This is a genomic window from Burkholderia sp. BCC0322 (assembly GCF_902833045.1).
In the GTDB taxonomy this organism is placed as follows: domain Bacteria; phylum Pseudomonadota; class Gammaproteobacteria; order Burkholderiales; family Burkholderiaceae; genus Burkholderia.
The window spans coordinates 583-26,363 of record NZ_CADFDU010000005.1; the positions used below are offsets into that span (position 1 = coordinate 583).

The following is a 25,781-nucleotide window of genomic DNA, read 5'->3' on the forward strand; positions in this document are numbered from 1 at the left end:
CGCCAGACAATGGTGGGTCTGGTTGGATTCGAACCAACGACCCCCGCCTTATCAAGACGGTGCTCTAACCGACTGAGCTACAGACCCCTGAGTCTGTCTTTAAATTTACAGCCGATAAGCGTGAGCGCTCAACTTTGCGAGAAGCTCTGGAAAGGAGGTGATCCAGCCGCACCTTCCGATACGGCTACCTTGTTACGACTTCACCCCAGTCATGAATCCTACCGTGGTGACCGTCCTCCTTGCGGTTAGACTAGCCACTTCTGGTAAAACCCACTCCCATGGTGTGACGGGCGGTGTGTACAAGACCCGGGAACGTATTCACCGCGGCATGCTGATCCGCGATTACTAGCGATTCCAGCTTCATGCACTCGAGTTGCAGAGTGCAATCCGGACTACGATCGGTTTTCTGGGATTAGCTCCCCCTCGCGGGTTGGCAACCCTCTGTTCCGACCATTGTATGACGTGTGAAGCCCTACCCATAAGGGCCATGAGGACTTGACGTCATCCCCACCTTCCTCCGGTTTGTCACCGGCAGTCTCCTTAGAGTGCTCTTGCGTAGCAACTAAGGACAAGGGTTGCGCTCGTTGCGGGACTTAACCCAACATCTCACGACACGAGCTGACGACAGCCATGCAGCACCTGTGCGCCGGTTCTCTTTCGAGCACTCCCGCCTCTCAGCAGGATTCCGACCATGTCAAGGGTAGGTAAGGTTTTTCGCGTTGCATCGAATTAATCCACATCATCCACCGCTTGTGCGGGTCCCCGTCAATTCCTTTGAGTTTTAATCTTGCGACCGTACTCCCCAGGCGGTCAACTTCACGCGTTAGCTACGTTACTAAGGAAATGAATCCCCAACAACTAGTTGACATCGTTTAGGGCGTGGACTACCAGGGTATCTAATCCTGTTTGCTCCCCACGCTTTCGTGCATGAGCGTCAGTATTGGCCCAGGGGGCTGCCTTCGCCATCGGTATTCCTCCACATCTCTACGCATTTCACTGCTACACGTGGAATTCTACCCCCCTCTGCCATACTCTAGCCTGCCAGTCACCAATGCAGTTCCCAGGTTGAGCCCGGGGATTTCACATCGGTCTTAGCAAACCGCCTGCGCACGCTTTACGCCCAGTAATTCCGATTAACGCTTGCACCCTACGTATTACCGCGGCTGCTGGCACGTAGTTAGCCGGTGCTTATTCTTCCGGTACCGTCATCCCCCGACTGTATTAGAGCCAAGGATTTCTTTCCGGACAAAAGTGCTTTACAACCCGAAGGCCTTCTTCACACACGCGGCATTGCTGGATCAGGCTTTCGCCCATTGTCCAAAATTCCCCACTGCTGCCTCCCGTAGGAGTCTGGGCCGTGTCTCAGTCCCAGTGTGGCTGGTCGTCCTCTCAGACCAGCTACTGATCGTCGCCTTGGTAGGCCTTTACCCCACCAACTAGCTAATCAGCCATCGGCCAACCCTATAGCGCGAGGCCCGAAGGTCCCCCGCTTTCATCCGTGGATCGTATGCGGTATTAATCCGGCTTTCGCCGGGCTATCCCCCACTACAGGACATGTTCCGATGTATTACTCACCCGTTCGCCACTCGCCACCAGGTGCAAGCACCCGTGCTGCCGTTCGACTTGCATGTGTAAGGCATGCCGCCAGCGTTCAATCTGAGCCAGGATCAAACTCTTCAGTTTAAACCTGTTACTGTTTTCGGTTCTTTCGAACCGGTCGCTCACTCAAAGCTGACAGGAATATGAATTGCTTCATAAACCTGACTTACTTTAGTGTGAGACTCTTGATACTTTTGCTATCTGATCCGAGGATCAGCTCGCTTCCATCAAGCGCCCACACTTATCGGCTGTTAATTTTTAAAGAGCATTCTGCGAGGAACTTCGTGTTTCCCGGCAGCGCTGCGTTTTCAGCAGCAGAGAAGCGAGATTATGAACCGTGTTTCGCAGCTCGTCAACAACTTTTTAACACCATCGTTGCGACTGCGGGGCTCAACTTCCAGGCCAGTTGCGCGCGCCAGACTGCCGCACACCACCAACCCTGCTTCCCTCTCCCGCGCCGCGTTTCCGTTAGCGCGAAAGAGGCGTGATTCTAAGCACCTGCCCCCAACCACACAAGCCCCTTTGTGAAAATATTTTGAAAAAGCCCCCGTGCGCTGTCGCGCACGGGGGCTGGGAGCTCGACGGGGCGCCCATCGCAACACGGCCCACCCTCGATTGATGTGAAGTATGTCTCTCGCCGCCTATATAGGAACTCGCGGAACGGGCAGGAAATCGGGTGCCGTCGAGTATCATGCCGCGACCGCACCACGCACTCCTATCCACGATGAACAGCACCACTCAGCCCGGCGACGCCGACCTTCGCGACGAATATGCAGCGCTGCGCGAGCGCGCCATCATCCTGGAAGAACAGGCTCCGCCGCTTCTGCAACGCATCTCGGATGTATTGCCGCGGATCAGCGGCGAATCCGAACTGGCGGACGAGCACCGCGAGCGACTCGTCGGCGCGCGCAACGCAGCGATGGTCTCGATCGAAAACTATCAGCAGGCGATTCCATTCCTGCAGACGGCCGACTCGATCATCGAGCAACTCGACAAGACGCCCGAGCGCGACGAAGACATAGAGTGGCGTGAATCGCTGCTGCAACGACTCGACGAGCTGATCGACGTCGCCGTCGTGATGATCGACGATGCTGAAGGCTACTTCGAACAGGCGCAAGCCTGCGACCTGTCCAGCGTGCCTAAAGCCATCCTCGAGGATTAAGGAGCGCCGCTCGGGATCGCGTCGCGCACCCGCGTCATGTCGTGTGCGCCAACCATCCCGATGCTTGCCACGCCCTGGTCGTCACACAGGCCACACCCCTCCCGCAAAAGCTCGCCCTTTCTCTGCGCCTCTCGCCCAGGACGCGCGACGCTGTTACGGTGCATCGAGAACGATCGTCTCGCTCACGGTCGGCACGCGGATATATCCGCCCGCCGTATCGCCATACGCGTGCGCATTCCCGTCGATGACGAATTGCGCCGTCACCGCGCAAAGGGTCGCGTCTCGCGCATCGACGGATTTCAGCGCCGACACGTCGATCCCCAGTCGCTCCAGCAATTGCCGGCGCTGGTTGCGTTTCTGCTTCGCCGACGCAACATGCTTGCCCAGCATCGCGCAGGTGATCGCATGAGGATAGGTTTCGAAGCTGGCGCGTCCGCCCGCATAGTGCGCGCCGGTCAGCAGCGGATAGGTATCCGCGAGCGCGCGGTAGACCCGCTCTCCCATGAACATCCAGTCGAAGAAGCCTGACGTGCTCGCGACCGCCTGCTGCCGCGACGGCGTCGGAAAGCACGAGATCCGTTCGCGTGCGAGCGCCTGTTCAGCCGCCCGGCGCCCGCTGCCCGTCCACCACAGGCTCGGTGCGTCGACACCGACGACCACGACATCATGGGCGAGACACAGCGCCGGCACCGCCTCGGGTGCGATCCGTTCCTCGCGGCAGACGACAGTGGGGCCGCGCAGGATCACGAGATCGCATTGCTTCTTTTCGCCGCCCACGTCGACACCCGCCACGGTCGGCGATCGACGCTCGGCGGATTCGATGGGTCGAGCCGATCGCATGCGGGCGCCTCAGTCCGCCGGCCGTGCGTCGTAGGCCGCGTCGAAGATCGCCTCGAGGCCGGGATGCACGCCGCGCATCGGGTCAACGACCGACTTCGCCCAGTCGAAGTACGCCTGCTTGCGCTCGAGCGGCCAGTCCGCGGGCGGATGCCGCGAGATGTCGCGCAGGTTGCAGATCTTGTCGGCCAGCTTCACGAGCTTCGCGCGCCGGCTGATGGTCGCCGCATGCTCGACCTGCAGGCGCTTGCGCTCCTCCTTCGGCAGCGACTTGTCGTCGGTGACTTCCATCACGATGTCCGCCACGTCCTTGCCGAACAGCCGCAGCAATTCCTGCTCGGTCGTCTCGGTATCCTCGACCGTGTCGTGCAGCACGGCCGCGACGATCACGCGCTCGTCCTCGACGCCGGCCTCGTTGGCCAGCACGTCGGCAAGCGCGATCGGATGATTGATGTACGGCGACGCTGCTTCGTCCTTGCGCCGCTGATTGCGATGCTTGTCCGCCGCGAACGCGATGGCGGCTACCAGCTTTTTCATATTCCCCCCCGTGTGGCCAGACCCGCGGCCGGCAGAACCGGCCGCGTGCATTTCGGAACCGCCCATACTACCTGTACGCGATGACCCTGCCCGTGCGCCGGCATCCCCGCACGCCCCGCATCACGCGCCCGCCGGCGTGCGCTGCAACTCGACCACGTTGACCCGTGCGCCGAATACGTCCCTCACGAGCGGCAGCAGGTGGTCGTGGTGCGTCAGGAACAGCACCTGGGTTCGCGTCGACAGATCGCGCAGCGCATCGAGGCCGGCCTTCGCGCGCGCATCGTCGAAGTTGATGAACAGGTCGTCGGCCACGAACGGCAGCGCGGTCCGGCTGCCGAGCTGCAGCTCCAGCGCCGCGATCCGCAGCGCGAGGAACAACTGGTCACGCGTTCCTTCGCTCAACCCGGCGACCTCGACCGATGCGCCCTTCGTCCGCCGTGCATACAGTGCAGGCGGCGTCCGTTCGGTATCGACGGTCAACCGCGCGAATTCGCCCAGCGTGAGCCCGGCGAAGATCTCGCCCGCGCGCCTGAGCATCGGCCCCTGCTTCTGGTCGCGATAGCGATCCGTCGCCCACTTCAGCAACCGGCTCGCCGTGGCCGCCTCCAGATACTGTTCGGCTGCATCGCCCATCGCCGCCAGCGCTTCCTGCCGTTTCGACTCGGCGACGGCCGCGTTCGCGTGGCCGTCGATCGCGCCGAACGCCTGGTCGGCCACGACCTGCTGCCGTGAAAGCTCGTTCAGCCGCTTGCCGATATCGCCGAGCGACTGCTTCACGGCTTCGAGCTGCGCCGGTACGTCGGCGATGTCCTGCTCCGCGACTTCCGCTTCGACGGCCGACCGGGACAGGCCGTCACCATCGCGCACCAGTGCCTCGTGCGCGGCATCGACCGCCTGCCGAAGCTGGCGCTGGCGATCCGAGCGTTCCGCCAGCGGCAATGCCGCGTCGATCGACGCTACGCCGGCCAGTTGCAGCAGCGGCTGGATGCGCGCATCGGCGCCAGCCACCGCGGCAGCCGCATCCGCGACCTTGCCGTCGGCCTGCCGCACGGCCTCGTCGGCACGACCGATCGCACGCGCGATTTCCCTGGCGGCGGCGAGGCGCATCGTCAGCCGGCGCGCGACATCCGGCCAGTCGCCGCTCGTCAGCCATTCCGGCGCAAGCGCTTCGGCAAGCCGCCTTGCGCCAGCCTCGAGCGCGGCCAGCTCCGCGCGGATCGCGGCAATCCGGTTGCGCGGCGCGTCGGCATCCGCCAGTTCGGCCATCACCGCGTTGGCGAGCCCGAGCGCGCCTTCCGCCGCAGCCAGCGTCGCCGCGCTCGCGGACAGCTTTGCGTCGGCCAGCGCGTCTTGCCATTGCGCATGCCACGCATCGTAGGCCGTCTGCGCGTGGCCGACGCGCGACTGCGCCGTCGCGCATCCGCGTTCGGCTTCCCGCGCGCGATCTTCAAGGCTGTCCCGTTGCGCGAGCGCTTTCTCGGCCGACTGTACGAAGGTCTCGGCAATCGCGACGAGCGCCGCCAGGCCGTCCGACTCGCCGCCTCGCGACACGGTGCGCAGCGCCGCGCGCAACGCGGTTTCGGCACCGGCCCGTGCGGCGCGAATCGTGTCGAATTCGCGGCGCTGACGGTCGAGGTCGGCCTGCGCGGCGAACACCATGTCGCGCTTTGCAAGCCAGTCGCCCATCGTCGCCAGCGGCATGCCGGGCACCGCGGCCGCCGTCGCGAGCGCGGCCCATGCGTCGCGATGCGCGGTGAGCTCACGCTCGCGCTCGTCCAATGCAGCCTGCCTGCGCGTCACGCCGGCGCGTGCGGATTCGACCTGCTGACGCAACGACTGCAACGTCGCCGCCGCCTGCGTCGTGCCGAGCTGTGCATCGACGAGTTCGTCAGCAAGGCGAATCGCGTCGTCGACCGCAGGTGCGCCCGATGCGAGATCGACCGCGCCGCTGCGGATATCGCCCCACGCGCCGTCGCGCCGCGCACGCGCCGCCAGCACGTCGGCGGTCGTGACGACCTTGTGGTTCTCCGCGAAGTGTTTCTCCTGCAGTTCGAGCCGCTCGAGCTCTTCGAGCGCGCCGTCCCGCCCGTCGCGTGCAGCAGCGACCGCGCTCGCACGTTCGCTGTCTTCCTTCAGCAGCGTGCCGAGCCGCGCCGCCGACGGCACGTCGAGCGCACGCAGCGCGTCGACCGGCATGCGCCACTGGCCGAGCGCATCGAGCGCGCCGGACAGTGTGCGGTCAGCAGCGGCGATTTCATGTTCGAGTGCCTGCTCGCGCTGGCCACTATTGCGAAAGCCTTGCGCATCGGCCAGCGCCGCACGCAGCGCCTCCGGCACATCGACGGTCGGCAGGCGCGCCTGTTGTTCCTTTACCTGGGCAAGCTCGCGCGTGCGTTCGTCGAGCGATTCGCGCGCGCCGGCAAGCGCCTGGTGCAGCGCACCGTGTTCGCGCAACAGGTTTGCAACGGTCTTCAGCGACAACGCGGTCGGCAGCGATGCACGCAGCGACGCTTCGTCGGTCGGCCAGCCGAGCTGGGCGGCCGCAGCGAACGCGGCGGACAGGTGCCGCTCGACATCCGCGCCGAGCAGCAGCAGATCCTGCGCGTGATTCATGCACGCACCGCGCAACCGATCGAGCGCTTCGATGTCGGTTTCGAGCGCCAGCGTGTCGGCGTCGGCGTCGATCGCATCGCGCGCCTGTCGTTTTGCGAGCAGATCGGCACGCCGTTCCTCGAGCACCTTCTGTTCGGCCGCGAGATCGCCCTGCGCCTTCAGCAGATCCGCATACGCGGTGGGTGGCAACTCGACGACCGCGCCCAGTTCCGCCAGCGCGGCGTCCTTGACCGTCAGTTCCTTCAGGTAGGGCGCGAGCCGTCGCACGCGTTCGAGCTTCGAACGCAGGGCTTCAAGCCGACGCTGTTCCGCGCGTGCCTGCTCGATCTGCTGTTCGACCGCTTCACGCGCGTCCTTGCGTTCGACCCAGTCGCGGGTGCGCACCTGAACCGTCTTCAGTTCGGTCACGGCTTCGTTGAACGACGCTTCCGCGAGTGCAAACGCGCTGCCGCTGCGGCGCGGCGCCCAGAGCTCGACCGCACGCGCATCGAGCTCCTCGCGCACCGGCCCGAGACTGCCGACACCGGCAGCCGATTCGAACAGCACCTGGCCGAGCTTGTCGGATGCGTCGAGAATGCTCCGGCCGCCGTCGACCAGACGTCCGTGATCGAGCCCGAACATCTGTTCGAAAAATTCGCGCGTGGCGCCGTCGAGCACGGCGGCCAGATAGTCGTCGGGCAACTTGTCGTCAGCGGGCGTGCGCAGCGGACTGCGCCCGCGCGCACGGTGGAACGCGAGTTCGCCCGTGCCGCTCTCCAGCACGCCGCCGATCCGCAGTTCGGGCGTACTGTGCAGGAAATCCAGCGGCGTCTGCAGCTTCATCCCGAACAGCAGCTCCGACACGGCCATGCGGATCGTCGACTTGCCGGCCTCGTTCGGCCCCACGATCACATGGAAATCCTCGCCGGCCGACGGGAAACGCAGCGTCTCGTCGGTGAACTTGCCGTACTTGATCAGATCGAGCTGATTGATCCGCATCGCTTACTCCCCCCTCGCCAGCCGCGCAAGCAGCGCAGGCCCGACCTGCTCGACGAGTGCGGTAAGCTCGCCCGCACGTGCCATCGTCAACAACGGCACCTCTTCCTTCACGTCGCTGCGCACCTTGCCGACGAACGGCTTCAGGTCGCGTTCAAGCAGTTCGAGGAAATCCGGATCGCGCGCGGCGTCGGCCAGGATCTGCTTCAGGTCCTCCAGCGCTTCAAGCTGCTCGCTTTCGCCCGGCTGGTGATCGGCCGCGGACGTCTCGAGACGGACCTTCTCGAGCCACAACCGCTCGTTGCCGATGATGCCGATCTGGTTCAGCACCTCCGCGCGCAACTGCGGCGCGCGGCCGAAAAAGAGGCCATGCGCGCGTGTGCGTCCCGTGACGGTCACGCGCACCGCGCGTGGCACATGGCCATCGACGGTCAGCAGCGCTTCCAGCGACTGGCCGATCTTTCTCGACAGGTCGGCAACGGTATCGCAATCGGACGCGTCGACCGACACGGCTTCCCAGCGCAGCACGTCGAGATACAGGCGCTCGACCTGCGTGCGGCCTTGCTCGACCGTCACGAGCACCGCACCGCGGCGGCCCGTCTCGCGAATATGACGCCCCTGCAGGTTGCCGGGAAACACCACCGTGGACGGCCCCGACCATTGCTGGAATTCGTGCACGTGGCCAAGCGCCCAGTAGTCGTAGCCTTTCGCGTGCAGTTCGGCCAGCGTGCACGGCGCATAGTTCGCGTGCGCCGCATAGCCTTCGAGCGCCGTGTGCAGCACGCCGATGTTGTAGTAGCCGGGCACCGGGTCCGGATAGCCGATCGCGAGATTGTCGACGACAGCCTTGTCCTTGAAGCTCTGCCCGTGCAGCGCAACGTCGAATTCCGGCAGCGTGTGGGTTTCCGCCTTGCGGTGGCTGAACACGGTGACGTTGTCGGGCAGCGTCAGCTTCTTCGTCATCTCGCTTTCGGCATCGTGGTTGCCGCCGAGGACGAACGCGCGGATACCGGCCTTGCGCAGGCGCCCCATCTGCTGGCCAAAGAAGATGCCCGTGTTGTGATCCTTCCAGTCGCCGTCGTAGAGGTCGCCCGCGATCACGAGGAACGCAACTTCCTCTTCGATCGCGCGATCCACGAGCTGGCGCAGCGCCTCGCGCGACGCGTTGCGCAACTGCGCGGCCGGCGCGTCGGGGTACGCGCTCAGGCCGTGCAACGGGCTGTCAAGGTGTATGTCTGCCGCGTGGATGAACTTCACGAAGATTCCTCTGTGTCATGACGATGGGGCCTGCGATCGCCGTGCGATGCCGCCAGCCGGGCCGTCAGTCGCAATCCTGGTAGCCGCCGAATTCGCCGCAATGGATACGGCGAAACATATACGTTGTCGGTGAGCCATCCTTGTCGAGTGCGGCGAACAAACGCGCCCACTCGGCGCCCTCGTCGAGTCCGGTCGATTCACGAATCGACGCAACCGCCTGCGGGCCGAGCGCGGTCAGTTCGCCTGCACCCGCACGACCGATGAACGTTGCACCGTCGCCGCAACACGCGCAGCGCGCGTCAGAGCAGATCACGCTGCCCGTTGCCAGCGGGTCGGGATGGTACCTGAAAGCGGGTAACGACATGAGGCGCTCCGTCGATCCGGATGGTGGGGACGCACGCGATGCGAATTCGAACGGCCATTGTGCCGCAACCCGGCCGCGTTACTGCGGAACCTCAGCCTCGACGAATGTGCCGTTCACGAAACGATAGACGCGATGCGTTGCACCGCCGCGCGCGAGATATTCCCACCGGATGTCGATGCCGACCGGGCCGTCGCGCCACGTGATCGCCAGGTAGGGCGATTGCGCTCCATCATCGGTTTCGAGCGAAACGGAGTCGACGCAGCTTTGCACCGGCAGCGAGAAACGCGGCACCGCACGGGCGCCGTGCAGTTCCAGCACGTACAGCGCCCCTTCTTCGCCCGCGCCGCAATATCCGGTCGGGCGGCTGTTCGACGAGCGATTGACGACGACCAGCAGATAGTCTTTACCGTCGATCCGCTTCGTATGGTCCGACGGGAACGCGACACTCGATGCATCGCGCAATGCGTGGCGGAGCGCGGCCGGCACGATGAGTGCCGATTTCTCGTGGCGGCCTGCATCGACCTCGACCAGCCGCGGGCGCACCCATTCGATTTCGTGACCGCTGGCGAGCCGCACCGATTCGGGTGCCGGCGTTTCGGCGATGGCGACGGTGGCATTCGAGACCAGCAACGCCAGTGCCGCGAGCTTCAACGCAATCGATTTCGTCGAGATGATCCGTGTCCACATGAATCGCGCAGGATAGTCGTGAAATTCACCGCATGCGCCGGCATGCCGTGCTAGCAGTTCCATTTCAGGGTCGCCCGGCGTACCTCGTTCGTCACGACACACGCGGGCGACCGCGACGTGCCGTCACTCTGCGCGCGGCACCGGCGGCGGTGCATAGCCGTTGTCATTGCCCGGGAACGGATTCGCGTTGCGGCGCAGTGCTTCCTCGTCGTTCTCCTTCTGCGCGAACACCGCGACGCCGATCACGCCGACGTTCGCCGCATCGCCATATTTCGAATTCGCGACATAGCTGTCAGGCACCGCCGCGAAGCGGAACGCGGCGACTTTGTCGCGGCTCTTGCGGAAGCCCTCGATCGTCAGCGTGCGCCCCGGATACAGCACGTACCCGCCGTTCGTATAGCTGCCCGGCCGCCCGGACAGCACGTCGAGCCCGTCGACGCTCGACACGACCTCGAACGTACGACGCCCCTGGTTATGCAGCATGATCATGTAGCGCGAGCCTTCGACGCCCGCCATGTGCCAGCGGCCGTCGCGGCGCGCCAGACGCAGCGGCGTACCCTTTTCGTCCGTGAACGACAGCGCGATGTCGCCGTTGGCAAGCGCGACGCGAGTCGGCAACCGGCGAACCTGGGACGCCGGCGGGTGTCCGGGCAACGCATCGTTGTAGTAGACCGACGCGAGGTCCGTCGGCTTCGCCGGATCCGCGCGTTCGAATTCGACCTGGCGCGTTTCGGACCGCACCGACTCGCCCCATGCGGTGCCCAGCCCGCGGCGTTCACTGGCATCCGGTGCGGCGGCGGACGCGCCGGAGCTCGCGGACGGCGGGGGCGGCGCCGCGCAGGCGGCCAGCCAAAGCGCGCAGGCGAGCGCGAGAAGACGGAACAGGACGGTCATGACGTGAGGCCTCGGAATGTTATCGGGCCGCGCCGGGCTGGCCGGAACGGCGTATTGGTGTCGTCTGTCGTCACGATATCGATCGGACATGCTGGCCCGTATCGGCCGGCGCCGCGATTGCGGCGGCCCGGCAACCGGGAGCCCCGCTATTTAAGCATGGCGGGCGGGCAATGGGCAGGGGGCGCGTACGCCGCCCGTTGCCGGTCCGTGCCGGCGGGCATCCGGCAAGGCGCCGATGCGTGTCGCGTCGCCGGACAGGTGGCGAACGCCGACGCATTCCCGTATCGAGGACGGGATGAACGGCGCGTCGCGCGCGCCAATAAAGAAGCCCGGCCCGCATCGAAGCGGGCCGGGCCGTGTCGGAAAGCGTGACGCTTACAGCGCGCCGCCTTGTGCCGATGCCGCTCCCTTCACGCCGACCGATGCGCCACCCTGCACCGAGTTCGTTGCGCCTTCGAGCGCCTCACCGGCCTTCGCCTTCGCGCCGCCTGCGACGTCGCCTGCCGTCGACACCGCGCCTTGCGCGTGGCTCTTTGCCGTGCCTGCGACGCGCTTCACGTGCGATTTCGTCGAGTGGGCGGCCGATGCGGCTGCATCCTTCGCGGTGCCCGCTGCCGAACCGACCGCATGCGTCGCGCCGCCAACCGCGTTGCCGGCTGCCGAGCCCACGCCGCCGACCGTCTTGCCGACGCCGCTCAGCGCGCCGCCAACGACGTTGCCCGCGCCCGAACCCGAGCCTGCCGCATTCGCGCCGGCGCCAGCCTGCACGCCCACGCCGCCACCGAGCAGCGGCGTCTGAACCTGTGCACCGACACCTGCGGAACCCTGGGCACCGGTCTGGGCCGTCTGTGCGAACGCAGCCGAAGTCGCCATCGCCGTCAGTGCAGCCCCCACCAGAATCGTACGAATCTTGTTCATGGTCATTCTCCCCAAAGACGTTGTTGCTGCGGGCCGCCTTCGTGCGGCCTGTCGCATGCCTTGCCGCGACGTGCGGCAGGTGGAGCTAATGTAGCGGTGCGGGCGAGCAAAGCGATTGAATTGCGGGGACTGTTACTTCCGTTGCAAATGCTGACGATTGACTCACACTGTTTGACAATCGACGGCTTGCGGCGGGATTGGACGGGGAACTCTTGAGGCGTGCCGCGCGGAGCATGCCGCGACGGCGACACGGCAGATCGCTGCGGATCGGGAAACCAGGCAGGCGAAACGGCTAGCAGGGAAACCGGCCGCTTCTATAAGCATTCCAAAGAACGTGTGTCGGCCAGCCGTCGGCGCGGCCCGACAACCGGCTCCGCGCGATCAGCTCGATATCGTCGGAGACGCATGCCGCCACACCGGCGTTCCCCGATGCGCCGAATGCGAGCTTGAACGCCTTTTCCCTCAGCGCGCTCACGGCGGGCCGGTCGATCGCTGCACCCGGATCACCGTCGATTTCGTCGAACGACGTCATCCACTGCGCATCGAACGGCCCGGCATCGCGACCGTCCAGCGCGCGGTCGCCATCCAGGTCGCCGAGGAAATCGAAAAAGCCCGGCGCCGACAGGATGGCGTCCATTTCAAGCAGATGCGCGTTCGTCATTGCGACTCCTTCACGATGCGCGGCCCCGGCCGCCCGTTGGTGACTATGGGCAGGTCGAGGCCGCGCGCGTACCGCCCGATTACGGCCGGAACGTATCGCCGAGCACGACACCTTCACGCCGCGGGTCGGTGCCGCCCTGCAACGCGGGCGATTGGCCGACCGTTACGCGCATCACCGTATTGACGCCGCTCGCCTGCGCGGACGTCGACACCTTGTGCCCGAGCGCGAGCAGCCCCGTGATCAGCGGATCGTTCGCCCCGTTGTTCGCCGTGTTGACGTTCGGGTGCTCGCCGCCAATCGTGGTCGTCGGGCTGTTGCTCGCGCCGAAATCGACGAGCCCCGCGGACTGCTGCGCATCGAGGCCCCAGTCGAGCGCGCCGACGAGCGTCTTGACCACATATTGCGGAATCGTGCCGCCTCCCGGCGAACCGGTCGCCATCACGAAATCGCCGCGCGATCCGTCCGCGGCCTGCCCGAACACAATCGTCGGCGCCATCGAGCTGCGCGGCCGCTTGCCCGGCTGCAGGCGGTTGGCCACCGGATTGCCCGCGCTATCCACCGGGTTCGCGGAAAAATCGGTCAACTGGTTGTTCAGCAGGAAGCCGTTGGTCATGTGGAACGAGCCCATGCTCGACTCGACCGTCGTCGTCGCGCTCAGCACGTTGCCGTCGCCATCGACGATCGTGAACTGGTTCGTGCCGTGCTCGATCAATGTCGTGTCGACACCAAGCGGCACCGCGCCGAGATTGCCGGGCTGTGCGGTGCCCATGCTCTTGGTCGGGTCGATCAGCGCGGCACGCGATTTCAGGTACGGTTTGTTCAGCAGCGTATTCCACGTACCGCCCGGCAGCGGCACGAAATCCGTATCGGCCACGTACTTGTCGCGATCGGCATATGCAAGCCGTTCAGCCTCGGTGACGAGATGCACGCCCGCGACGGTCGGCTTGCCGCCTTCGAGATCGATCGCCGTCGGCTTCAGCGACTTCAGGTCGTAATTCTCGAGAATGCCGAGCGCCGACGCGACCGCGATGCCGCCGGACGACGGCGGCGGCATCCCGCATACCCAATAGCTGCGATAGGTCGTGCACACCGGCTCGCGGCGCTTCGCCTGGTACGCGGCCAAGTCGGCTACGGTCGTCTTGCCCGGCGTGAGCGTCGAGCCGTCCGCGCCCTTCGTCGTGGCGATCTTCACAACGATGTCCTGCGCGATCTGCCCCGTGTACAGCGCGTTCGCACCCGACTGCGCCATCAGCGTCAGCGTGCGCGCATACGCCGGATTCTTCAACACGGTGCCGAGCGTCTTCGGCGAACCGTCGGCGTTCAGGAAATACGCGGCGGCCTCGGGGTCGCGCTTCAGGTTCGCGGCGTTCGCCACGATCGCGTCGGCGAGCCGGCCACCGATCGGGAAACCGTTGGTCGCGAGCGTGATCGCATCGCCGAACAGAGTCTGCCACGGCAGCCGGCCGTGATCCTGCTGCAGCGCCTCGATCAGCCTCGGCACGCCGATCGTGCCGATCGAGCGGCCGCTCGCCCGCGCGTTCGGCAGCGGCGCGGACTGGTCGGTTGCGTCGTCGACGTAGCGCAAGTAGTTCTCCGTCGCGGCCGCCGGCGCGGTTTCCCGGCCGTCGTACGCCTGCAGCGTCTTGCCGCGCGCATCGTAGTAGAGCAGCACGCCGCCAGAGCCGAGGCCCGTCGCTTCGGGCACGGTCAGGCCGAGCACGGCCTGCACCGCGACCGCCGCGTCGGCGGCCGTGCCGCCTTTTTTCAGCACCGCGCAACCGGCTGCGCTCGCGTACGCATTCGACGTGGCCACCAGATAGGTCTTCGCATAGACCGGCTTCATCCCGGTGCGATAGCCCGACGACGCTTCCGGCAGTGACGGGTCGCCCGGCTGGTTCGAGCCCACCACGACCGTCGCGCCGCTGTTGTCGACCGCGAGGCAGCTCGCATCGGTGGAAGGTGTCGGCGTGCGGCCTGCCTGGTTCTCGACGTCGCCGCCGCAAGCCGTCAACAGGCCGGCCGCGAGCAACGCGGACGCATACGGAAAAATCGTTGTTCTGTTCATTGTCTGCCGATGTTCTTTAAGGCCGTTGCGATAGACATCACGCTGCCTGCGACCCCCTCGGTGCGCCGACAACACGTTCGATAGTCCCATGAACAAAATTTTTTCCGCAACAAGGGAATGACGTCATTCGACCGGACGTTGCGTACGCAACGTCGCCGATCTCGCCGGCGGGTTCGCGTGTTGCACTGCATCGCAGTGCGATGCGCTTGCGCGGCCGATGTCGTCACGTCGTTACCTTACTGCCCGACGACGCTTGCCGGCTGCCCGGCCGTCGTGCGCAAAACCGCTCTCCATCGCTTCGATTGCCTCGGAGAAGAACTCGAGGAACATCGTCATCGCGACGGTCGCGCTCATGTCCGCCCGCTGGTAGATGCAGCTGAACGAGCGTGCCCCCGCATCGGCGAGCGGCGTCCACGCGAGCTGGCCGGCGGCCACGTCATCCGCGACGTTCTCGGCAATCAGGAAGCCGACGCCCGCGCCTTCGGCCGCGAGACGCCGCACCATCGGCACCGAACCCGTCTCGACCAGCGGCCGCACGTTGCGCGGCTGTCGCGCATCGATCTGGTCGAACATCGCGCGCAGTTCCGTGTCGGGTGTCATCAGGATCAGCGGATGCGCGAAGCAGTCCCGCATCCGCACCTTGCCGGCGGACGCCGCGAGCGGATGGCCCGGCGCCGTGACGACGCCCAGCGGCTGAGCGAACGCGCGCACCTCGACGACGCCCGCCGACGTGCGCCGGCGCAGCGCATAGCCGATGTCGGCCTCGCCCGTCTCGACCCAGCGCACGATGCTCTCGCCGTTTCCCGAGCGCACGCTGTACGTGACGCCCGGGTAGCGCTGCATCGCGGCGAGGATGGCGTCGGGCACGAGCTTTTCCGCGGTGGATGCGGGCACCGCCAGGTTCACATGCCCGCGTCGCAGCGCGCGCAAGTCCTCGACCTGCGTGAGCGCATTGTCGAAATCGCGCTGGCCGCGTCGCACGGCCGCGATCACGATCTCGCCGGCCAGCGTCAGCTGCATGCCGCGCGGCAGCCGGTCGAACAGCGGTACGCCGACCTGCTCCTCGAGATTGCGGATCTGCTGGTGCACCGCCGCCGCGGTCAGGTGCAGCGCGTCGGCCGCCTTGCGGATCGAGCCGCGTCTCGCGACTTCGTCGAAACAGCGGAATGTCTGCGATACCGAACGCATGGAAGATCCGTTAGATTTTTCCGAACAGGGTGTCAAGAATAATCCGATTTTACTGACCGTCCGGATCGTCTAGATTCCGCTGCATCCCCGCGCCCGATTCGAATGGAGACCGCAGTGACAACCGTCGACCAGATTACCCAGCGCCGCCGTGGCGTCGGCCTCATTGCCCACGATCCGGCCCTGTCGGCGGGCGGCTATACGCTCATCGCGCCACAGACGGCCGACGGCAACGTCTATCTCGTCGGCATCGACGGCGAAGTCGCCCATCAGTGGAAGATGCCCGTACGCCCCGGCCGCCATGCGGTCATCCTCGCGAACGGCAACCTCGGCTACAACGGCAACCATCCGCAATCCGAATCACGCTATGCGCCGTGGTCGATGTGGCACGGCGGCGACTTCTACGAAGTCACGCCGCAAGGCGAAACCGTGTGGCGCTACGAGGATCCCGCGCACCACCACGATGCACAGTGGCTGCCGAACGGCAACCTGCTCTACGCCGCGTGCGAGCCCGTCGACGCCGCGTTCGCGCGGCGCGTGCCGGGCGGCACGCCGCACGGCGACGACGAGGTGATGTATGCGGACGTGATCCGTGAAGTCAACCGCGCCGGGCAGATCGTCTGGGAATGGCATGCGCGCGAACATCTGCAGCCCGAGGATTTCCCGATCGCAGCCGGCTTCGGGCGCTATCACTGGCCGCTCGTCAACGGCCTTGCGGTCGATGCGAACGGCCGCGTGCTGATGAGCCTGCGCACGACGTCGGGCATCATCGGCGTGAATCGCGAAACCGGCCGTGTCGACCTGCGGATCGGGCCCGACGTCGTGTCGCATCAGCATGCGCCGGTACCGCTCGCGAACGGCAACATCCTCGCGTTCGACAACGGCAATTTCCGCCACGGCGCGCACGTCGTGTTCTCGCGCGTCGTCGAGATCGATCCCGCGACGCAGCGCGTCGTATGGTCATATGCGGACGACGTCGTGAACCTGTTCTACACGCCGTTCATGGGCAACGCGCAGCGCTTGCCGAACGGCAACACGCACGTCACCGAATCGTCGACGGGCCGGCTGTTCGAAGTGACGCCCGCCGGCGAGGTCGTCTGGGAATACGTGATTCCGTGGTTCGCCGAATACCCGGACGAAGCGGCGCGCAAGACCGGCCCCGGGCAGCTCAACAGCGTATTCCAGACGTTCCGCTACAGCGCCGCGCAACTTCCCTGGCTGCGGGGCTGACCTTCCGTTCACCGCCGGGTTCCGGCGCTCATCGCCGTTTGCCTCGAAGGGGCCTGCCGTGTCGCACGATCCGATCTCAACGCCCGTCGACCCGCGGCTGCCCCCATGGCAGCTCGTGCTGTTCGGGCTGCAGCACGTGTTGTCGATGGCCGCGTCCCCGATCACGGCCGTGTTCCTGATCGCAAAAGTGCTCGCGCTGCCGGCAGAGTTGACGGTCCAACTGATCGGCGCGACGTTCTTCGCGTGCGGGATCGGCACGCTGCTCCAGTCGCTCGGCGCCGGCCCGATCGGCGCACGCATGCCGTTCGTGATGGTGCCCGGCGGCGCACCGACGATGCTGTTCGCCGGCATCGCCGCGCAATCGGGCCTGCCGACGGCGGCCGGCGCGGCACTGCTCGCCAGCGCGTTCTACTGGGTGCTGCTGCCCGTCTTCACGCGCTGCCTGCGACTCTTTCCGCGCATCGTCGTCGGCGCGATGCTGCTGCTCGTGTCGGTCAACCTGATCCGGATCTACGCGACGATCGTCGTCGGCCAGCCGGGTTCGGCCGATTTCGCTCAGCCGCGCGCGCTCGGTCTCGCGCTGGCGACGATCGTCACCACCGTCGTCGTGGCCGGTGCGTTCCGCGGCACGCTCGGGCGGCTCGCGGTGCTGATCGGCCTGATCGCCGGTGCGACGCTCGGATGGGCGATCGATGCGATGCCGGCGCTCGCCGACGTATGGCACGGCCCGCTGTTCACCCATCCGGTATGGCTACCGTTCGGAATGCCGCGCTTCGACGTGCTGGCCGCGCTGCCGCTGCTGATCTTCACCGCGATCTCGATGGCCGAGGCCACCGCACAGACGGTCGCCGTCGGCGAAACGTGCGGCAAGACGATCTCGCTGTCGCGCGACGTGCCGAAGACGATACGCGGCGATGCGCTGGCGTCGCTGGCCGGCGCGCTGTTCGGCACGCCGCTGATCGTGACCAGCGCCGAGAATATCGGCGTCGTGCAGACGACCGGCGTACGCTCGCGCTACGTGACGGCTGCCGCCGGCGCGATCCTGATCGTCATCGCGCTGTTCGCGCCGCTCGCGCGGCTCGCGTATGCGATTCCGGCCGCCGTGGTCGGCGGCACCGCGCTGGTCGTGTTCGCGATGATCGGCGTCATGGGCATCCGGCTGCTCGCCGGCGTCGACCTGCACGCGCGCGCCAACCAGTACACGCTCGCAGCCGCGCTCGTCGTCGGCCTTGCACCGATCCTGGTGCCGAACCTGTATCGCCATTTCAGTGCGCCGGTGCAGATCGTGCTCGGCAACGGCATGGCTGCCGGCACGCTCGCGGCCATCGCGACGCAACTGGCATTCGCTGCATTTGCGCGGGTAAGCGGACCGGTGAGCACGGTAGCGGCACCTGCGCCTTCGCGCGACGCATAGCGGCGACGGTCGGCAGCGCGACACGTGCGCGGGCCCCGCTTGACGACGCCCGCGGTTCGACCGACAATCGCCGCTCCCTCCTGGCGCGGGCACTCGATCCAGCCGGCGCGTGCGTCTCCTCGACGCCGCCCCGGCTTCAGGTTTTCCAGTCCCGATCTCCGCGCCGCCGTGCCACGCACGCAAATTGCCGGCCCCGCCGGACACGCTCACGCAGGTATCACCCCGAACGCCGGCTGGCCGCCGTGCGGTCGCGCTTTCGCCTGCTCATTCATTTCGGAGTCCATTATGATGGTTCGTCTCTCTAAGGCAGCCATGGTGCTTGCCATGGCCTTTTTTGCATCGCTCGTCGCGTTCGGCAACATCACCGACTACGCGACGAATTTCGCGTTCGTGCATCACGTGTTCCTGATGGACACGACGTTCCCCGGCAACGGGATCATGTATCGCGCGATCGGCACGACGTGGGTTCATCACGCCGGCTATGTCGGCATCATTTCGATGGAAATGCTGACGGCCGTGCTGTGCTGGATCGGCGGAATCCGCCTGCTGCGCGCACGACGCACCGGCGATACCGCATTCCGCGCCGCCAAGGCGTATGCGATCGCCGGCCTGACGCTCGGCTTCCTCACGTGGCAGGTCGCCTTCATGTCGATAGGCGGCGAATGGTTCGGCATGTGGATGTCGAAACAATGGAACGGCGTGCCGGACGCGTTTCGCTTCTTCATCACGCTGCTGCTCGTGCTCGTCTACCTGACGATGAACAACGACGGCATCGACGACACGCGTACCGCGCACTGACGCGTCGCTTGCAGCGGGCCGGGCGGCCGGAAGACCATCGGGACGATTGCCGGCGTCACCGCGTCCGGCTATAAATCGAGCATGGACACGAATCGCTGGATTCACGACCCCGTTGGCGCCTTTCGCACGTGGCAGGAAACCGCCGCGACCGGCGCCGATCGCCGACCGTTCGCGCCGCGATCGGTCGTGCAGCACGTCGCAATGTTCGAACGGTTCCTGCGTTATCTGAACGCACGGCGCGTGTCGCTGGCCACGTTCGGGCCCGACCACGTCGCAGCCTTCCTGGCGGAACTCGAATGCACGTGCGCGCCCGGCACGTCGACCCGCGTGCGCTACGCGAAGCTGATCGACCGGCTGGGCCGGCATCTGGTCGAAGCCGGCTTGCGCACGATCCATCCGGCCGGCCGGACGACGCGCGATCTCGCATGGCCGGACGGCGAGCCCGAGCCGTGCTATCTGCCACCCGACGCCGACGCGGCGCTGCAACGCCATGTGCAGCCTCGAGCGGGCGACACGCCGGCAGACTGCAGGAATCACGCGATCGTCGCGCTGCTGCTTGCGAGCGGCATCACGTCGGCCGAGATCCGCGCGACGACCCATGACGCGCCCGATCTCGATGCACGGCCGCCCGCGCTATCCTTGCCGCGCGATCGGGCACGGCCGGCGCGCCGAATCACGCTCGCCGAATTTGCGCTGGCGCCGCTCGCCGCATGGCGCGTGCGCTCGGCAGACGCACCGGCGTCGGCGTTGCTGTTTCCCGCGCCGCGCAGCGGTGGCGCGATGAACGACATGTTCCTGCTGCTCGTGGTGCGCGACGCGTTGACCGCGATCGGCTTCCACGCGGCGGACATGAGCCCGCGCGTGCTGCGCAATACGTATGCGCGCCGCCAGTTGCTTGCAGGCCACGCGCATGCCGACGTCAGTGCGATGCTCGGTCTCGTCAGCACGCGAACGGTCACGCGCATCCGGCAGACGCTGCCGCCCGATGCGGCCGCGGACCGCGCCGCACGCGAGCGCTGATAGCGCTCGCGCTCGGCGCGTGCCGTCCGGCTCCCTATTCGCCCGGCGGCGGCTGGATCAGCCGCAGAATCCGGGTGTCGTACGGCGATTGCATGACTTCCGCGATACGGGCCTCGGAAGCGGCCGGATGCAGCGGATTCAGCAGGAAGTTGTGCGCGTGCGGCACGACGACGCTTGGCACGCGCAGCAGCGCACTCGGCTGCGTGTGCAGCCATTCGGTGCCGGCGCTGCGGGTCCAGTCGACGTTGGTTCGCCAGTCGTCCGGCGCATCGCCCTCCGCGATTTCGGCGATATCGACCGAATCGGCCACCTCGATGCGAAGCAACTGGTATCCGCTCGGCAATTGCGCGACCGTGGCGATTTCGAAATGAACGAGCGTCTCGAGCAGCGCGAGCGCCGGATGCTCGGCGAGATACACGACGGGCTGCCCGGCAAAATGCCAGCGCCCGCCGGCACGCAACCCGCCGATGCCTTTCAGGTCGGCGAAATTGCTGATCCGCCACAGCGTCGTCAAGCGAAGTACCCCTCGTCGATCTGCGTGAGGACTTCCTCGACGAGCCGCGCGCCATGCTCGGTGCTCGCCATGTCGAGCGACGTGCGGCCGCCGAAGCGCTGCAGCCCGTTGCGCAGCCACGCCATCGCCTTGTCCTGGTCGCCGAACGTGGCCGTCGCCTGCGCGACGATGCGCGCGAGACGGATCGCCTTGTCGGATTCCTCCTGCGACAGCCGTTCGTGAGCCTGGCGACGATGGCTCAGCGTGCGACGTGGAATGATGAAGGCCAGTTCGTCCGATTTCAGCCCGCGCTCGGACAGACGGTCGATCACCGAGACGTCGACGCGTGCGCTCGCCAGTTCGGCAAGATCGGCCCCCGATCGGACACGGATCGCCAGCAACTGTTCGAGAATCGTGAATTCGGCCTGACGCGGATGCGCGACGCCCGAAGGATGGAAAGCGATGGTGCTCATGACTCTCTCCCGGCAATTTGCCCAATCATTATAGGCGTTTTGCCAGAAACATGCGAAAGGCCGATGATGAGCGCACCTGTGGTGGTCGTCAGGGTGACGGAGAAGGCGCGAGCGACATGACTCATCTGCCTGGAGACTCGCTTCTGTGACTGCGAATCGAAGATTCGCCTGGGGGATGGGGTGCAATCGTTCAGTATATAAAGTCCCGACAAGCATCATCCGGTTGTCACGTAACAACTTTTTAACTGGCTTCATTTGCTCCCATTTCGCCGGTTCATCCTTCCGGACAAGGTGGAGCACACCCCGGCACGGGGAGTATCGGGTACGTCATGACGAGTGGAAGCCATTGAACTCTCGTATCGGTAGAAAATCCGGCAGGTAGGGAATCACGCTCCCATACGCGGGTACCTTTTTGCCTGCGACGCGGCGGGTGCCACAACACCAACCCAACCCGCCCCGCTCGCCTCGACGCCGCCGCCAGCCGCCCCCGTGTCGTCGCGTTGCCCGCGCCACACGTCGGCCCGGGCCTCGCGCAGTGGTCGACTTAACATGAAGGGTGTCGTTCGACACGCCGACGATCTGACGCGCGCTGTTGTCCAACGACGTCTATCGAGCCACATCCGTCGCTGACCGTCGGGAAGTGCGCAAACATCAGCGTCTGCTTGCCGATTTCCGAGATGGGTTCCGCCCTCGTGTATCGGCCGATCTCGTCCGCCACGGCAGGCAAACGTGCCGTACACGCCACCACCTTTCGCATGCATGCGCTGGTCCGGGATCACTGCGCGAGGTCACCCGGCCCGGCCGCCTGACTGTTGGCGTTGTCGCCCACAGTCGCGCCATTCGCGTGGGTAAGCGTTCGATTGTGCGATTTGCCATACATGATCGCACTCCTGACTATGCTATGAACCACGATTCACGCCACACGCACGATCTCCGCTCAGCACCCGGAATCGTGCACCGTCCCCGAGCAATCAGCCGGCCCACGCAGACGACCGGATCACGCTGCAGAAATTTCCCGGGTGGAAATGCGGATCCTTGTCTGCGAGCACATCGGCCTTCACGTTGCCGAACGTCGTGTCGGGCTTGTGCTTGATCCCGTCGTAGAACGCCTGAATGATGTCTTCCTTGAAGTGCGGCGTACGCGGATGCGCACGGACGACAGCCTCAAGTTCAACGTCGCTGTATTCCGGATACGTCAGGCCCAACACGTCCATCTCGACACCGGCGGTAACGAGCGCGATCACCGGATGCATGTGCTGCGGGATGCCCGGCGTGGTATGCAGCGCGATCGAGGTCCACACGACGTCGATATCCTGTTCCGAGATGCCCTTGCCCTTCAGGAAATCGCGGGCGGCGTTGGCGCCGTCCACCTCGAAACGCTCGCACGCGCTGCTGTGTTCGTGCGTAAGCCCCATGTCGTGGAACATGCAGCCGCAGTAGAGCAGCTCGGGGTCGTATTTCAGCCCGCGCCGCTGGCCCACGAGCGCCGCGAAATAGAACACTCGACTGGAATGATGGAACAGCAACGGAGACGCGGTATCGCGAACGAGTTCGGTGATCTCGCGCGTCAGTTGGCTATCGGGAATGGTGATGCCTGCAACGTTCTCGGTCATGATCAACCTCCAATGAAAACACCCTCGATTCTCCAGAGTCCGACAGTCGTCTCCAATAGACGTATTACGTCAAATCCTGCCATTTTGCGTGACTGACGGACACAGTACCCGCGCGGCAACAAGAACACCGTAAACGGACTCATCCGCCCGCGTCATGCGCCGCCGGCACCTCTATACTGCTACCCGTCACATTCGACACGACACGCGATCGATCATGCCGAAGGTCGTAGGAATTTTCGCCGTTCCGGGCGTTCAACTGCTCGATGTCTCCGCACCGCTCGACGTCTTCGCGCAAGCGAACGCCGAATGCGGGAAGCCGTTCTATACGTTGCGGATCATTGCAAGCGAGTCCGGCCCGATCCGCAGTTCGTCCGGCGCACAGTTGCTGCCTGACTGGATCGTTCCCGACATTCCGGAGCGCATCGACACACTGCTGGTCGCCGGCGCGCCGGGCGCCGGCCGAATCGCACTGCGCACCGACGTCCTCGCGTGGCTGCGAGCGGCGGCCGTGCGGAGCAAGCGCTACGGCTCGATCTGCACCGGCGCGTTCATCCTCGCGGCCACCGGTCTGCTGAAAGGACGTCACCTGACCACGCACTGGGCTGCCGCCAACGCGCTTGCCGAAGCCTATCCGTCGCTCGTCGTCGACGCGGACGCGCTGTACGTGCGCGACGGCAAGCTGCGCACCGGCGCCGGCGTCACGGCCGGGCTCGATCTCGCGCTCGCGCTGGTCGAGGAAGATCTCGGCCGCGAGATCGCGCGGCGTGTCGCGGCGCAACTGGTCATGTTCTTCAAGCGCCCGGGCGGACAACGCCAGTTCAGTCGCGAGGGCGAGGCGCGCCCCGCCGGGCGCTCGGTACTGCAGGAGGTCCAGCGCTGGATCGCAGCCAATCCGGAACTCGAGCATTCGGTGGCTGAAATGGCGAAGCATGCGGGCATGAGCCCACGCCACTTCGCACGGCTGTTCCACGCGGAAGTCGGCATGACGCCCGCCGCATGGGTCGAGGCGACCCGTATTTCGGCCGCCCGCCACTTGCTCGAGAACGGCCACGACACGCCGAAACAGGTCGCCGCGAAATGCGGCTTCGCGAATGTCGATACGCTCAGGCGGTCGTTCACCCGACACGTCGGAATCACACCTGCCGAATACCGGAAACGGCAGGCGGTCCTGGTCGAGTGACGCGGCTGCGTGCCTTCGATACGGCATGAACGATATCAACGGCCTCGCTCAAATACTTCGGAATGCGATTTAACTGATCGTTGTGTGGCCCCGGCCAATCGACGAAATCGCCCCACTCGCGTCCCTCCGCAGTCCTGTCAGGCGCCGGACAGCCTCGCAATCATCAGACAAAAATCCAGTCACCCCGGATCGTTTACCCAGTTGCAATAATGATTCGCTGGAACGCGTATTTCCGACCGGTAACCTGATCGCTACGATGCAATCAACCGCTGAACGCAACAAGCGAAGCGCGAAATCAATGAAACCGGAGGTCATCATGAAGTCGTTCATCTACGCTGTCGTCGCCGCAACGGCCCTGTCCGCCTCGTACGGCGCATTGGCACAATCGACCCCGTCGGGCCAGTTGACGCGTGCCCAGGTGCGTGCGGAACTCGTCCAGCTCGAACAGGCCGGCTACAAGCCGGAGGTCTCCGATCAGTATTACCCGCGCGCGCTGCAGACCGCACAGGCCCGTGTGACGAACGCCGACGAAACCGGCTACGGCGCACAAGCCTCCGCTGGCGTACGCGCCGGCCGCGCAATCGCAGTCAAGCAGGACGGCCGCGACTCCGTGTATTTCGGCCAGTAAGCCGGACACGCGCCCGCGTATTCCGATACGCGCGCAGCAAACGAAACACCCCGCTCCCGTTCATCGGGGCGGGGTGTTTGCTTTCCGGTCGTCCGCTTCCGGAACGGATTGCGCGCCCCGATCGATGCAATCTTGCGGATCGCGCGCGGCGCGGCCCCGGTCACGCCGGCAGCCGGTGTTTGCGCATAGAATGGCCGCGTGGTCGGTGCCGGCCGAAACGAACGCGAGCGGAACCACGACGCCCGGCCTGTCCGATCGTCGCCGCGCCCGCAGGCCGGCCCCGATGCCGCACTCATCGCATTTTTCGAAAAGGAGCGGTTTCATGTCTCAAACATCCGGTTCCATGATCACGTTTCGACGCCCGGACGGCCAGGAACTGCAGGGCTATCTCGCCACGCCGGCAAAGACCGAAGGCGCGCCCGCGGTCGTCGTCATCCAGGAATGGTGGGGGCTGAACGACCAGATTCGTGGCGTCGCGGATCGCCTTGCGCGCTGCGGCTACTTCGCGCTCGTGCCCGACCTGTATCGCGGCAAATCGACGGTCGAGGAAGAGGAAGCGCACCATCTGATGACCGGACTCGATTTCGGCGACGCGGCTTCGCAGGACATTCCGGGCGCCGTGACGCATCTGAAGACGCTTGCCTCGCGTGTCGCGGTGACGGGTTACTGCATGGGCGGCGCACTCACGCTGCTGTCGCTGCAATTCGCCGATGCGGACGCGGGCGTCACGTGGTACGGCTTCCCGCCGCTCGACTACCTCGATCCAGCGAAGCTCAAGGTGCCGCTGATGGGCCACTGGAGCACGCAGGACGCGTTCTTCGCGATCGACCAGGTCGACGCGCTCGAGAAGAAGCTGACCGATGCGAAGGTCAATATCGAATTCCATCGCTATCTCGCGCATCACGCGTTCGCGAATGAAACAGCCGTCGGCCCCGGCCGCATCGCCGGCACGCAGTTCGATCCGGTGTGGTCGCAAATGGCGTGGGATCGCACGCTGACGTTCTTCGGCCGCACGCTTTGGGAAAAGCAGGGGTAACGTAACGCCGCTTCCAACGCGAGCGGCTACGCAGGTTGCGTAAAAAGAAACGCCACGGATTTTCATCCGTGGCGTTTTCGTTTTCGCGTACGGCAGCCTCCGCGAACAGGGGTCGTGGCTTGCCCCTGCCCGTGCCCTCGGC

At 65.6% G+C, this 25,781-nt stretch carries 23 protein-coding genes, 1 tRNA gene and 1 rRNA gene; 8 read left to right on the forward strand and 17 right to left on the reverse strand.

The window, feature by feature from the left end; genetic code table 11:
- Positions 1–10: 10 nt before the first annotated feature.
- A tRNA-Ile gene (locus HWX39_RS16030) sits at positions 11–87 on the reverse strand.
- Between the two features lie 63 nt (positions 88–150).
- Positions 151–1,683 (reverse strand): 16S ribosomal RNA (locus tag HWX39_RS16035).
- A gap of 640 nt (positions 1,684–2,323) precedes the next feature.
- Here HWX39_RS16035 and HWX39_RS16040 point away from each other — a divergent pair.
- On the forward strand, positions 2,324–2,761 hold the full coding sequence (locus HWX39_RS16040) for an ATPase (protein WP_244135019.1): 438 nt from the start codon (positions 2,324–2,326) through the stop codon (positions 2,759–2,761).
- A 153-nt stretch (positions 2,762–2,914) separates the two neighbouring features.
- On the opposite strand, the gene HWX39_RS16045 is transcribed toward HWX39_RS16040, so the two are convergent.
- The 11 genes from HWX39_RS16045 to HWX39_RS16095 form a co-directional block, all read right to left on the reverse strand.
- A complete protein-coding gene (locus HWX39_RS16045; RefSeq protein WP_175969000.1) occupies positions 2,915–3,601 on the reverse strand; it encodes a DUF429 domain-containing protein in 687 nt (228 codons plus the stop codon).
- 9 nt (positions 3,602–3,610) lie between these two features.
- Positions 3,611–4,135: an HD domain-containing protein gene (locus HWX39_RS16050; RefSeq protein WP_175969001.1), complete on the reverse strand. Its 525-nt coding sequence runs from the start codon at positions 4,133–4,135 to the stop codon at positions 3,611–3,613.
- Positions 4,136–4,255: 120 nt separating this feature from the next.
- Positions 4,256–7,726 carry a YhaN family protein gene (locus HWX39_RS16055; RefSeq protein WP_175969002.1) on the reverse strand — a complete coding sequence of 1,157 codons (3,471 nt, stop codon included), beginning with the start codon at positions 7,724–7,726 and terminating at the stop codon, positions 4,256–4,258.
- A 3-nt stretch (positions 7,727–7,729) separates the two neighbouring features.
- The gene (locus HWX39_RS16060; RefSeq protein WP_175969003.1) at positions 7,730–8,980 is read right to left on the reverse strand and encodes a DNA repair exonuclease; all 1,251 of its coding nucleotides are present in this window, start codon (positions 8,978–8,980) and stop codon (positions 7,730–7,732) included.
- A gap of 64 nt (positions 8,981–9,044) precedes the next feature.
- Positions 9,045–9,344: a CbrC family protein gene (locus HWX39_RS16065; RefSeq protein WP_175969004.1), complete on the reverse strand. Its 300-nt coding sequence runs from the start codon at positions 9,342–9,344 to the stop codon at positions 9,045–9,047.
- A 78-nt stretch (positions 9,345–9,422) separates the two neighbouring features.
- Positions 9,423–10,031 carry a hypothetical protein gene (locus HWX39_RS16070; protein ID WP_175969005.1) on the reverse strand — a complete coding sequence of 203 codons (609 nt, stop codon included), beginning with the start codon at positions 10,029–10,031 and terminating at the stop codon, positions 9,423–9,425.
- A gap of 123 nt (positions 10,032–10,154) precedes the next feature.
- A complete protein-coding gene (locus HWX39_RS16075) occupies positions 10,155–10,925 on the reverse strand; it encodes a hypothetical protein (RefSeq protein WP_175969006.1) in 771 nt (256 codons plus the stop codon).
- 375 nt (positions 10,926–11,300) lie between these two features.
- Complete coding sequence (locus tag HWX39_RS16080; protein WP_175969007.1) at positions 11,301–11,843, reverse strand: hypothetical protein; 543 nt, start codon at positions 11,841–11,843, stop codon at positions 11,301–11,303.
- A gap of 292 nt (positions 11,844–12,135) precedes the next feature.
- A complete protein-coding gene (locus HWX39_RS16085) occupies positions 12,136–12,504 on the reverse strand; it encodes a hypothetical protein (RefSeq protein ID WP_175969008.1) in 369 nt (122 codons plus the stop codon).
- Between the two features lie 79 nt (positions 12,505–12,583).
- The gene (locus HWX39_RS16090; protein WP_175969009.1) at positions 12,584–14,569 is read right to left on the reverse strand and encodes a gamma-glutamyltransferase family protein; all 1,986 of its coding nucleotides are present in this window, start codon (positions 14,567–14,569) and stop codon (positions 12,584–12,586) included.
- 231 nt (positions 14,570–14,800) lie between these two features.
- On the reverse strand, positions 14,801–15,757 hold the full coding sequence (locus HWX39_RS16095; RefSeq protein ID WP_175969010.1) for a LysR family transcriptional regulator: 957 nt from the start codon (positions 15,755–15,757) through the stop codon (positions 14,801–14,803).
- 102 nt (positions 15,758–15,859) lie between these two features.
- Between HWX39_RS16095 and HWX39_RS16100 the strand changes: the two genes are divergently transcribed.
- The 4 genes from HWX39_RS16100 to HWX39_RS16115 all read left to right on the forward strand — a co-directional run bounded on the left by HWX39_RS16100 (position 15,860) and on the right by HWX39_RS16115 (position 20,216).
- Entirely contained in the window at positions 15,860–16,984 is a 1,125-nt protein-coding gene (locus HWX39_RS16100; protein ID WP_175969011.1) for an aryl-sulfate sulfotransferase, read from the forward strand.
- A gap of 58 nt (positions 16,985–17,042) precedes the next feature.
- Positions 17,043–18,398 carry a uracil-xanthine permease family protein gene (locus tag HWX39_RS16105; RefSeq protein WP_175969012.1) on the forward strand — a complete coding sequence of 452 codons (1,356 nt, stop codon included), beginning with the start codon at positions 17,043–17,045 and terminating at the stop codon, positions 18,396–18,398.
- 285 nt (positions 18,399–18,683) lie between these two features.
- Positions 18,684–19,196, forward strand: coding sequence for a DUF2165 domain-containing protein (locus HWX39_RS16110; RefSeq protein ID WP_175969013.1), 513 nt, complete (start codon positions 18,684–18,686; stop codon positions 19,194–19,196).
- Positions 19,197–19,277: 81 nt separating this feature from the next.
- Positions 19,278–20,216 carry a site-specific integrase gene (locus HWX39_RS16115; RefSeq protein ID WP_175969014.1) on the forward strand — a complete coding sequence of 313 codons (939 nt, stop codon included), beginning with the start codon at positions 19,278–19,280 and terminating at the stop codon, positions 20,214–20,216.
- A gap of 34 nt (positions 20,217–20,250) precedes the next feature.
- Here HWX39_RS16115 and HWX39_RS16120 read toward each other — a convergent pair whose 3' ends face one another.
- From HWX39_RS16120 to HWX39_RS16130, 3 genes are all read right to left on the reverse strand, one after another.
- Positions 20,251–20,730 carry an RES family NAD+ phosphorylase gene (locus HWX39_RS16120; protein ID WP_175969015.1) on the reverse strand — a complete coding sequence of 160 codons (480 nt, stop codon included), beginning with the start codon at positions 20,728–20,730 and terminating at the stop codon, positions 20,251–20,253.
- Positions 20,727–21,182 (reverse strand): antitoxin Xre/MbcA/ParS toxin-binding domain-containing protein, encoded by a 456-nt coding sequence (locus HWX39_RS16125; protein WP_041492387.1) that lies wholly within the window; start codon positions 21,180–21,182, stop codon positions 20,727–20,729. Before HWX39_RS16125 ends, HWX39_RS16120 begins: the two co-directional genes overlap by 4 nt.
- Before the next feature lie 971 nt (positions 21,183–22,153).
- Positions 22,154–22,795: an HD domain-containing protein gene (locus HWX39_RS16130; protein WP_175969016.1), complete on the reverse strand. Its 642-nt coding sequence runs from the start codon at positions 22,793–22,795 to the stop codon at positions 22,154–22,156.
- A gap of 214 nt (positions 22,796–23,009) precedes the next feature.
- Between HWX39_RS16130 and HWX39_RS16135 the strand changes: the two genes are divergently transcribed.
- Both HWX39_RS16135 and HWX39_RS16140 read left to right on the forward strand, forming a co-directional pair.
- The gene (locus tag HWX39_RS16135) at positions 23,010–23,975 is read left to right on the forward strand and encodes a GlxA family transcriptional regulator (protein WP_175969017.1); all 966 of its coding nucleotides are present in this window, start codon (positions 23,010–23,012) and stop codon (positions 23,973–23,975) included.
- A 316-nt stretch (positions 23,976–24,291) separates the two neighbouring features.
- Entirely contained in the window at positions 24,292–24,603 is a 312-nt protein-coding gene (locus tag HWX39_RS16140; RefSeq protein WP_244135020.1) for a DUF4148 domain-containing protein, read from the forward strand.
- A gap of 60 nt (positions 24,604–24,663) precedes the next feature.
- Here the strand turns inward: HWX39_RS16140 and HWX39_RS16145 are convergent, their stop codons facing one another.
- Positions 24,664–24,927 (reverse strand): hypothetical protein, encoded by a 264-nt coding sequence (locus HWX39_RS16145; protein WP_175969019.1) that lies wholly within the window; start codon positions 24,925–24,927, stop codon positions 24,664–24,666.
- On the opposite strand from HWX39_RS16145, the gene HWX39_RS16150 reads away from it, so the two are divergent.
- On the forward strand, positions 24,926–25,639 hold the full coding sequence (locus HWX39_RS16150; protein ID WP_175957333.1) for a dienelactone hydrolase family protein: 714 nt from the start codon (positions 24,926–24,928) through the stop codon (positions 25,637–25,639). The two genes, HWX39_RS16145 and HWX39_RS16150, sit on opposite strands and share 2 nt — an antisense overlap.
- Positions 25,640–25,781: the final 142 nt, after the last annotated feature.

Coding starts and splice junctions, on each gene's coding strand:
- HWX39_RS16045 (WP_175969000.1), bottom strand. CDS start 3,601: ATGCGATCGGCTCGACCCATCGAATCCGCCGAGCGTCGATCGCCGACC.
- HWX39_RS16110 (WP_175969013.1), top strand. CDS start 18,684: ATGATGGTTCGTCTCTCTAAGGCAGCCATGGTGCTTGCCATGGCCTTT.
- HWX39_RS16080 (WP_175969007.1), bottom strand. CDS start 11,843: ATGAACAAGATTCGTACGATTCTGGTGGGGGCTGCACTGACGGCGATG.
- HWX39_RS16095 (WP_175969010.1), bottom strand. CDS start 15,757: ATGCGTTCGGTATCGCAGACATTCCGCTGTTTCGACGAAGTCGCGAGA.
- HWX39_RS16140 (WP_244135020.1), top strand. CDS start 24,292: ATGAAGTCGTTCATCTACGCTGTCGTCGCCGCAACGGCCCTGTCCGCC.
- HWX39_RS16065 (WP_175969004.1), bottom strand. CDS start 9,344: ATGTCGTTACCCGCTTTCAGGTACCATCCCGACCCGCTGGCAACGGGC.
- HWX39_RS16115 (WP_175969014.1), top strand. CDS start 19,278: ATGGACACGAATCGCTGGATTCACGACCCCGTTGGCGCCTTTCGCACG.
- HWX39_RS16090 (WP_175969009.1), bottom strand. CDS start 14,569: ATGAACAGAACAACGATTTTTCCGTATGCGTCCGCGTTGCTCGCGGCC.
- HWX39_RS16125 (WP_041492387.1), bottom strand. CDS start 21,182: ATGAGCACCATCGCTTTCCATCCTTCGGGCGTCGCGCATCCGCGTCAG.
- HWX39_RS16150 (WP_175957333.1), top strand. CDS start 24,926: ATGTCTCAAACATCCGGTTCCATGATCACGTTTCGACGCCCGGACGGC.
- HWX39_RS16130 (WP_175969016.1), bottom strand. CDS start 22,795: ATGACCGAGAACGTTGCAGGCATCACCATTCCCGATAGCCAACTGACG.
- HWX39_RS16040 (WP_244135019.1), top strand. CDS start 2,324: ATGAACAGCACCACTCAGCCCGGCGACGCCGACCTTCGCGACGAATAT.
- HWX39_RS16055 (WP_175969002.1), bottom strand. CDS start 7,726: ATGCGGATCAATCAGCTCGATCTGATCAAGTACGGCAAGTTCACCGAC.
- HWX39_RS16050 (WP_175969001.1), bottom strand. CDS start 4,135: ATGAAAAAGCTGGTAGCCGCCATCGCGTTCGCGGCGGACAAGCATCGC.
- HWX39_RS16145 (WP_175969019.1), bottom strand. CDS start 24,927: ATGAAACCGCTCCTTTTCGAAAAATGCGATGAGTGCGGCATCGGGGCC.
- HWX39_RS16070 (WP_175969005.1), bottom strand. CDS start 10,031: ATGTGGACACGGATCATCTCGACGAAATCGATTGCGTTGAAGCTCGCG.
- HWX39_RS16085 (WP_175969008.1), bottom strand. CDS start 12,504: ATGACGAACGCGCATCTGCTTGAAATGGACGCCATCCTGTCGGCGCCG.
- HWX39_RS16100 (WP_175969011.1), top strand. CDS start 15,860: ATGGAGACCGCAGTGACAACCGTCGACCAGATTACCCAGCGCCGCCGT.
- HWX39_RS16075 (WP_175969006.1), bottom strand. CDS start 10,925: ATGACCGTCCTGTTCCGTCTTCTCGCGCTCGCCTGCGCGCTTTGGCTG.
- HWX39_RS16135 (WP_175969017.1), top strand. CDS start 23,010: ATGCCGAAGGTCGTAGGAATTTTCGCCGTTCCGGGCGTTCAACTGCTC.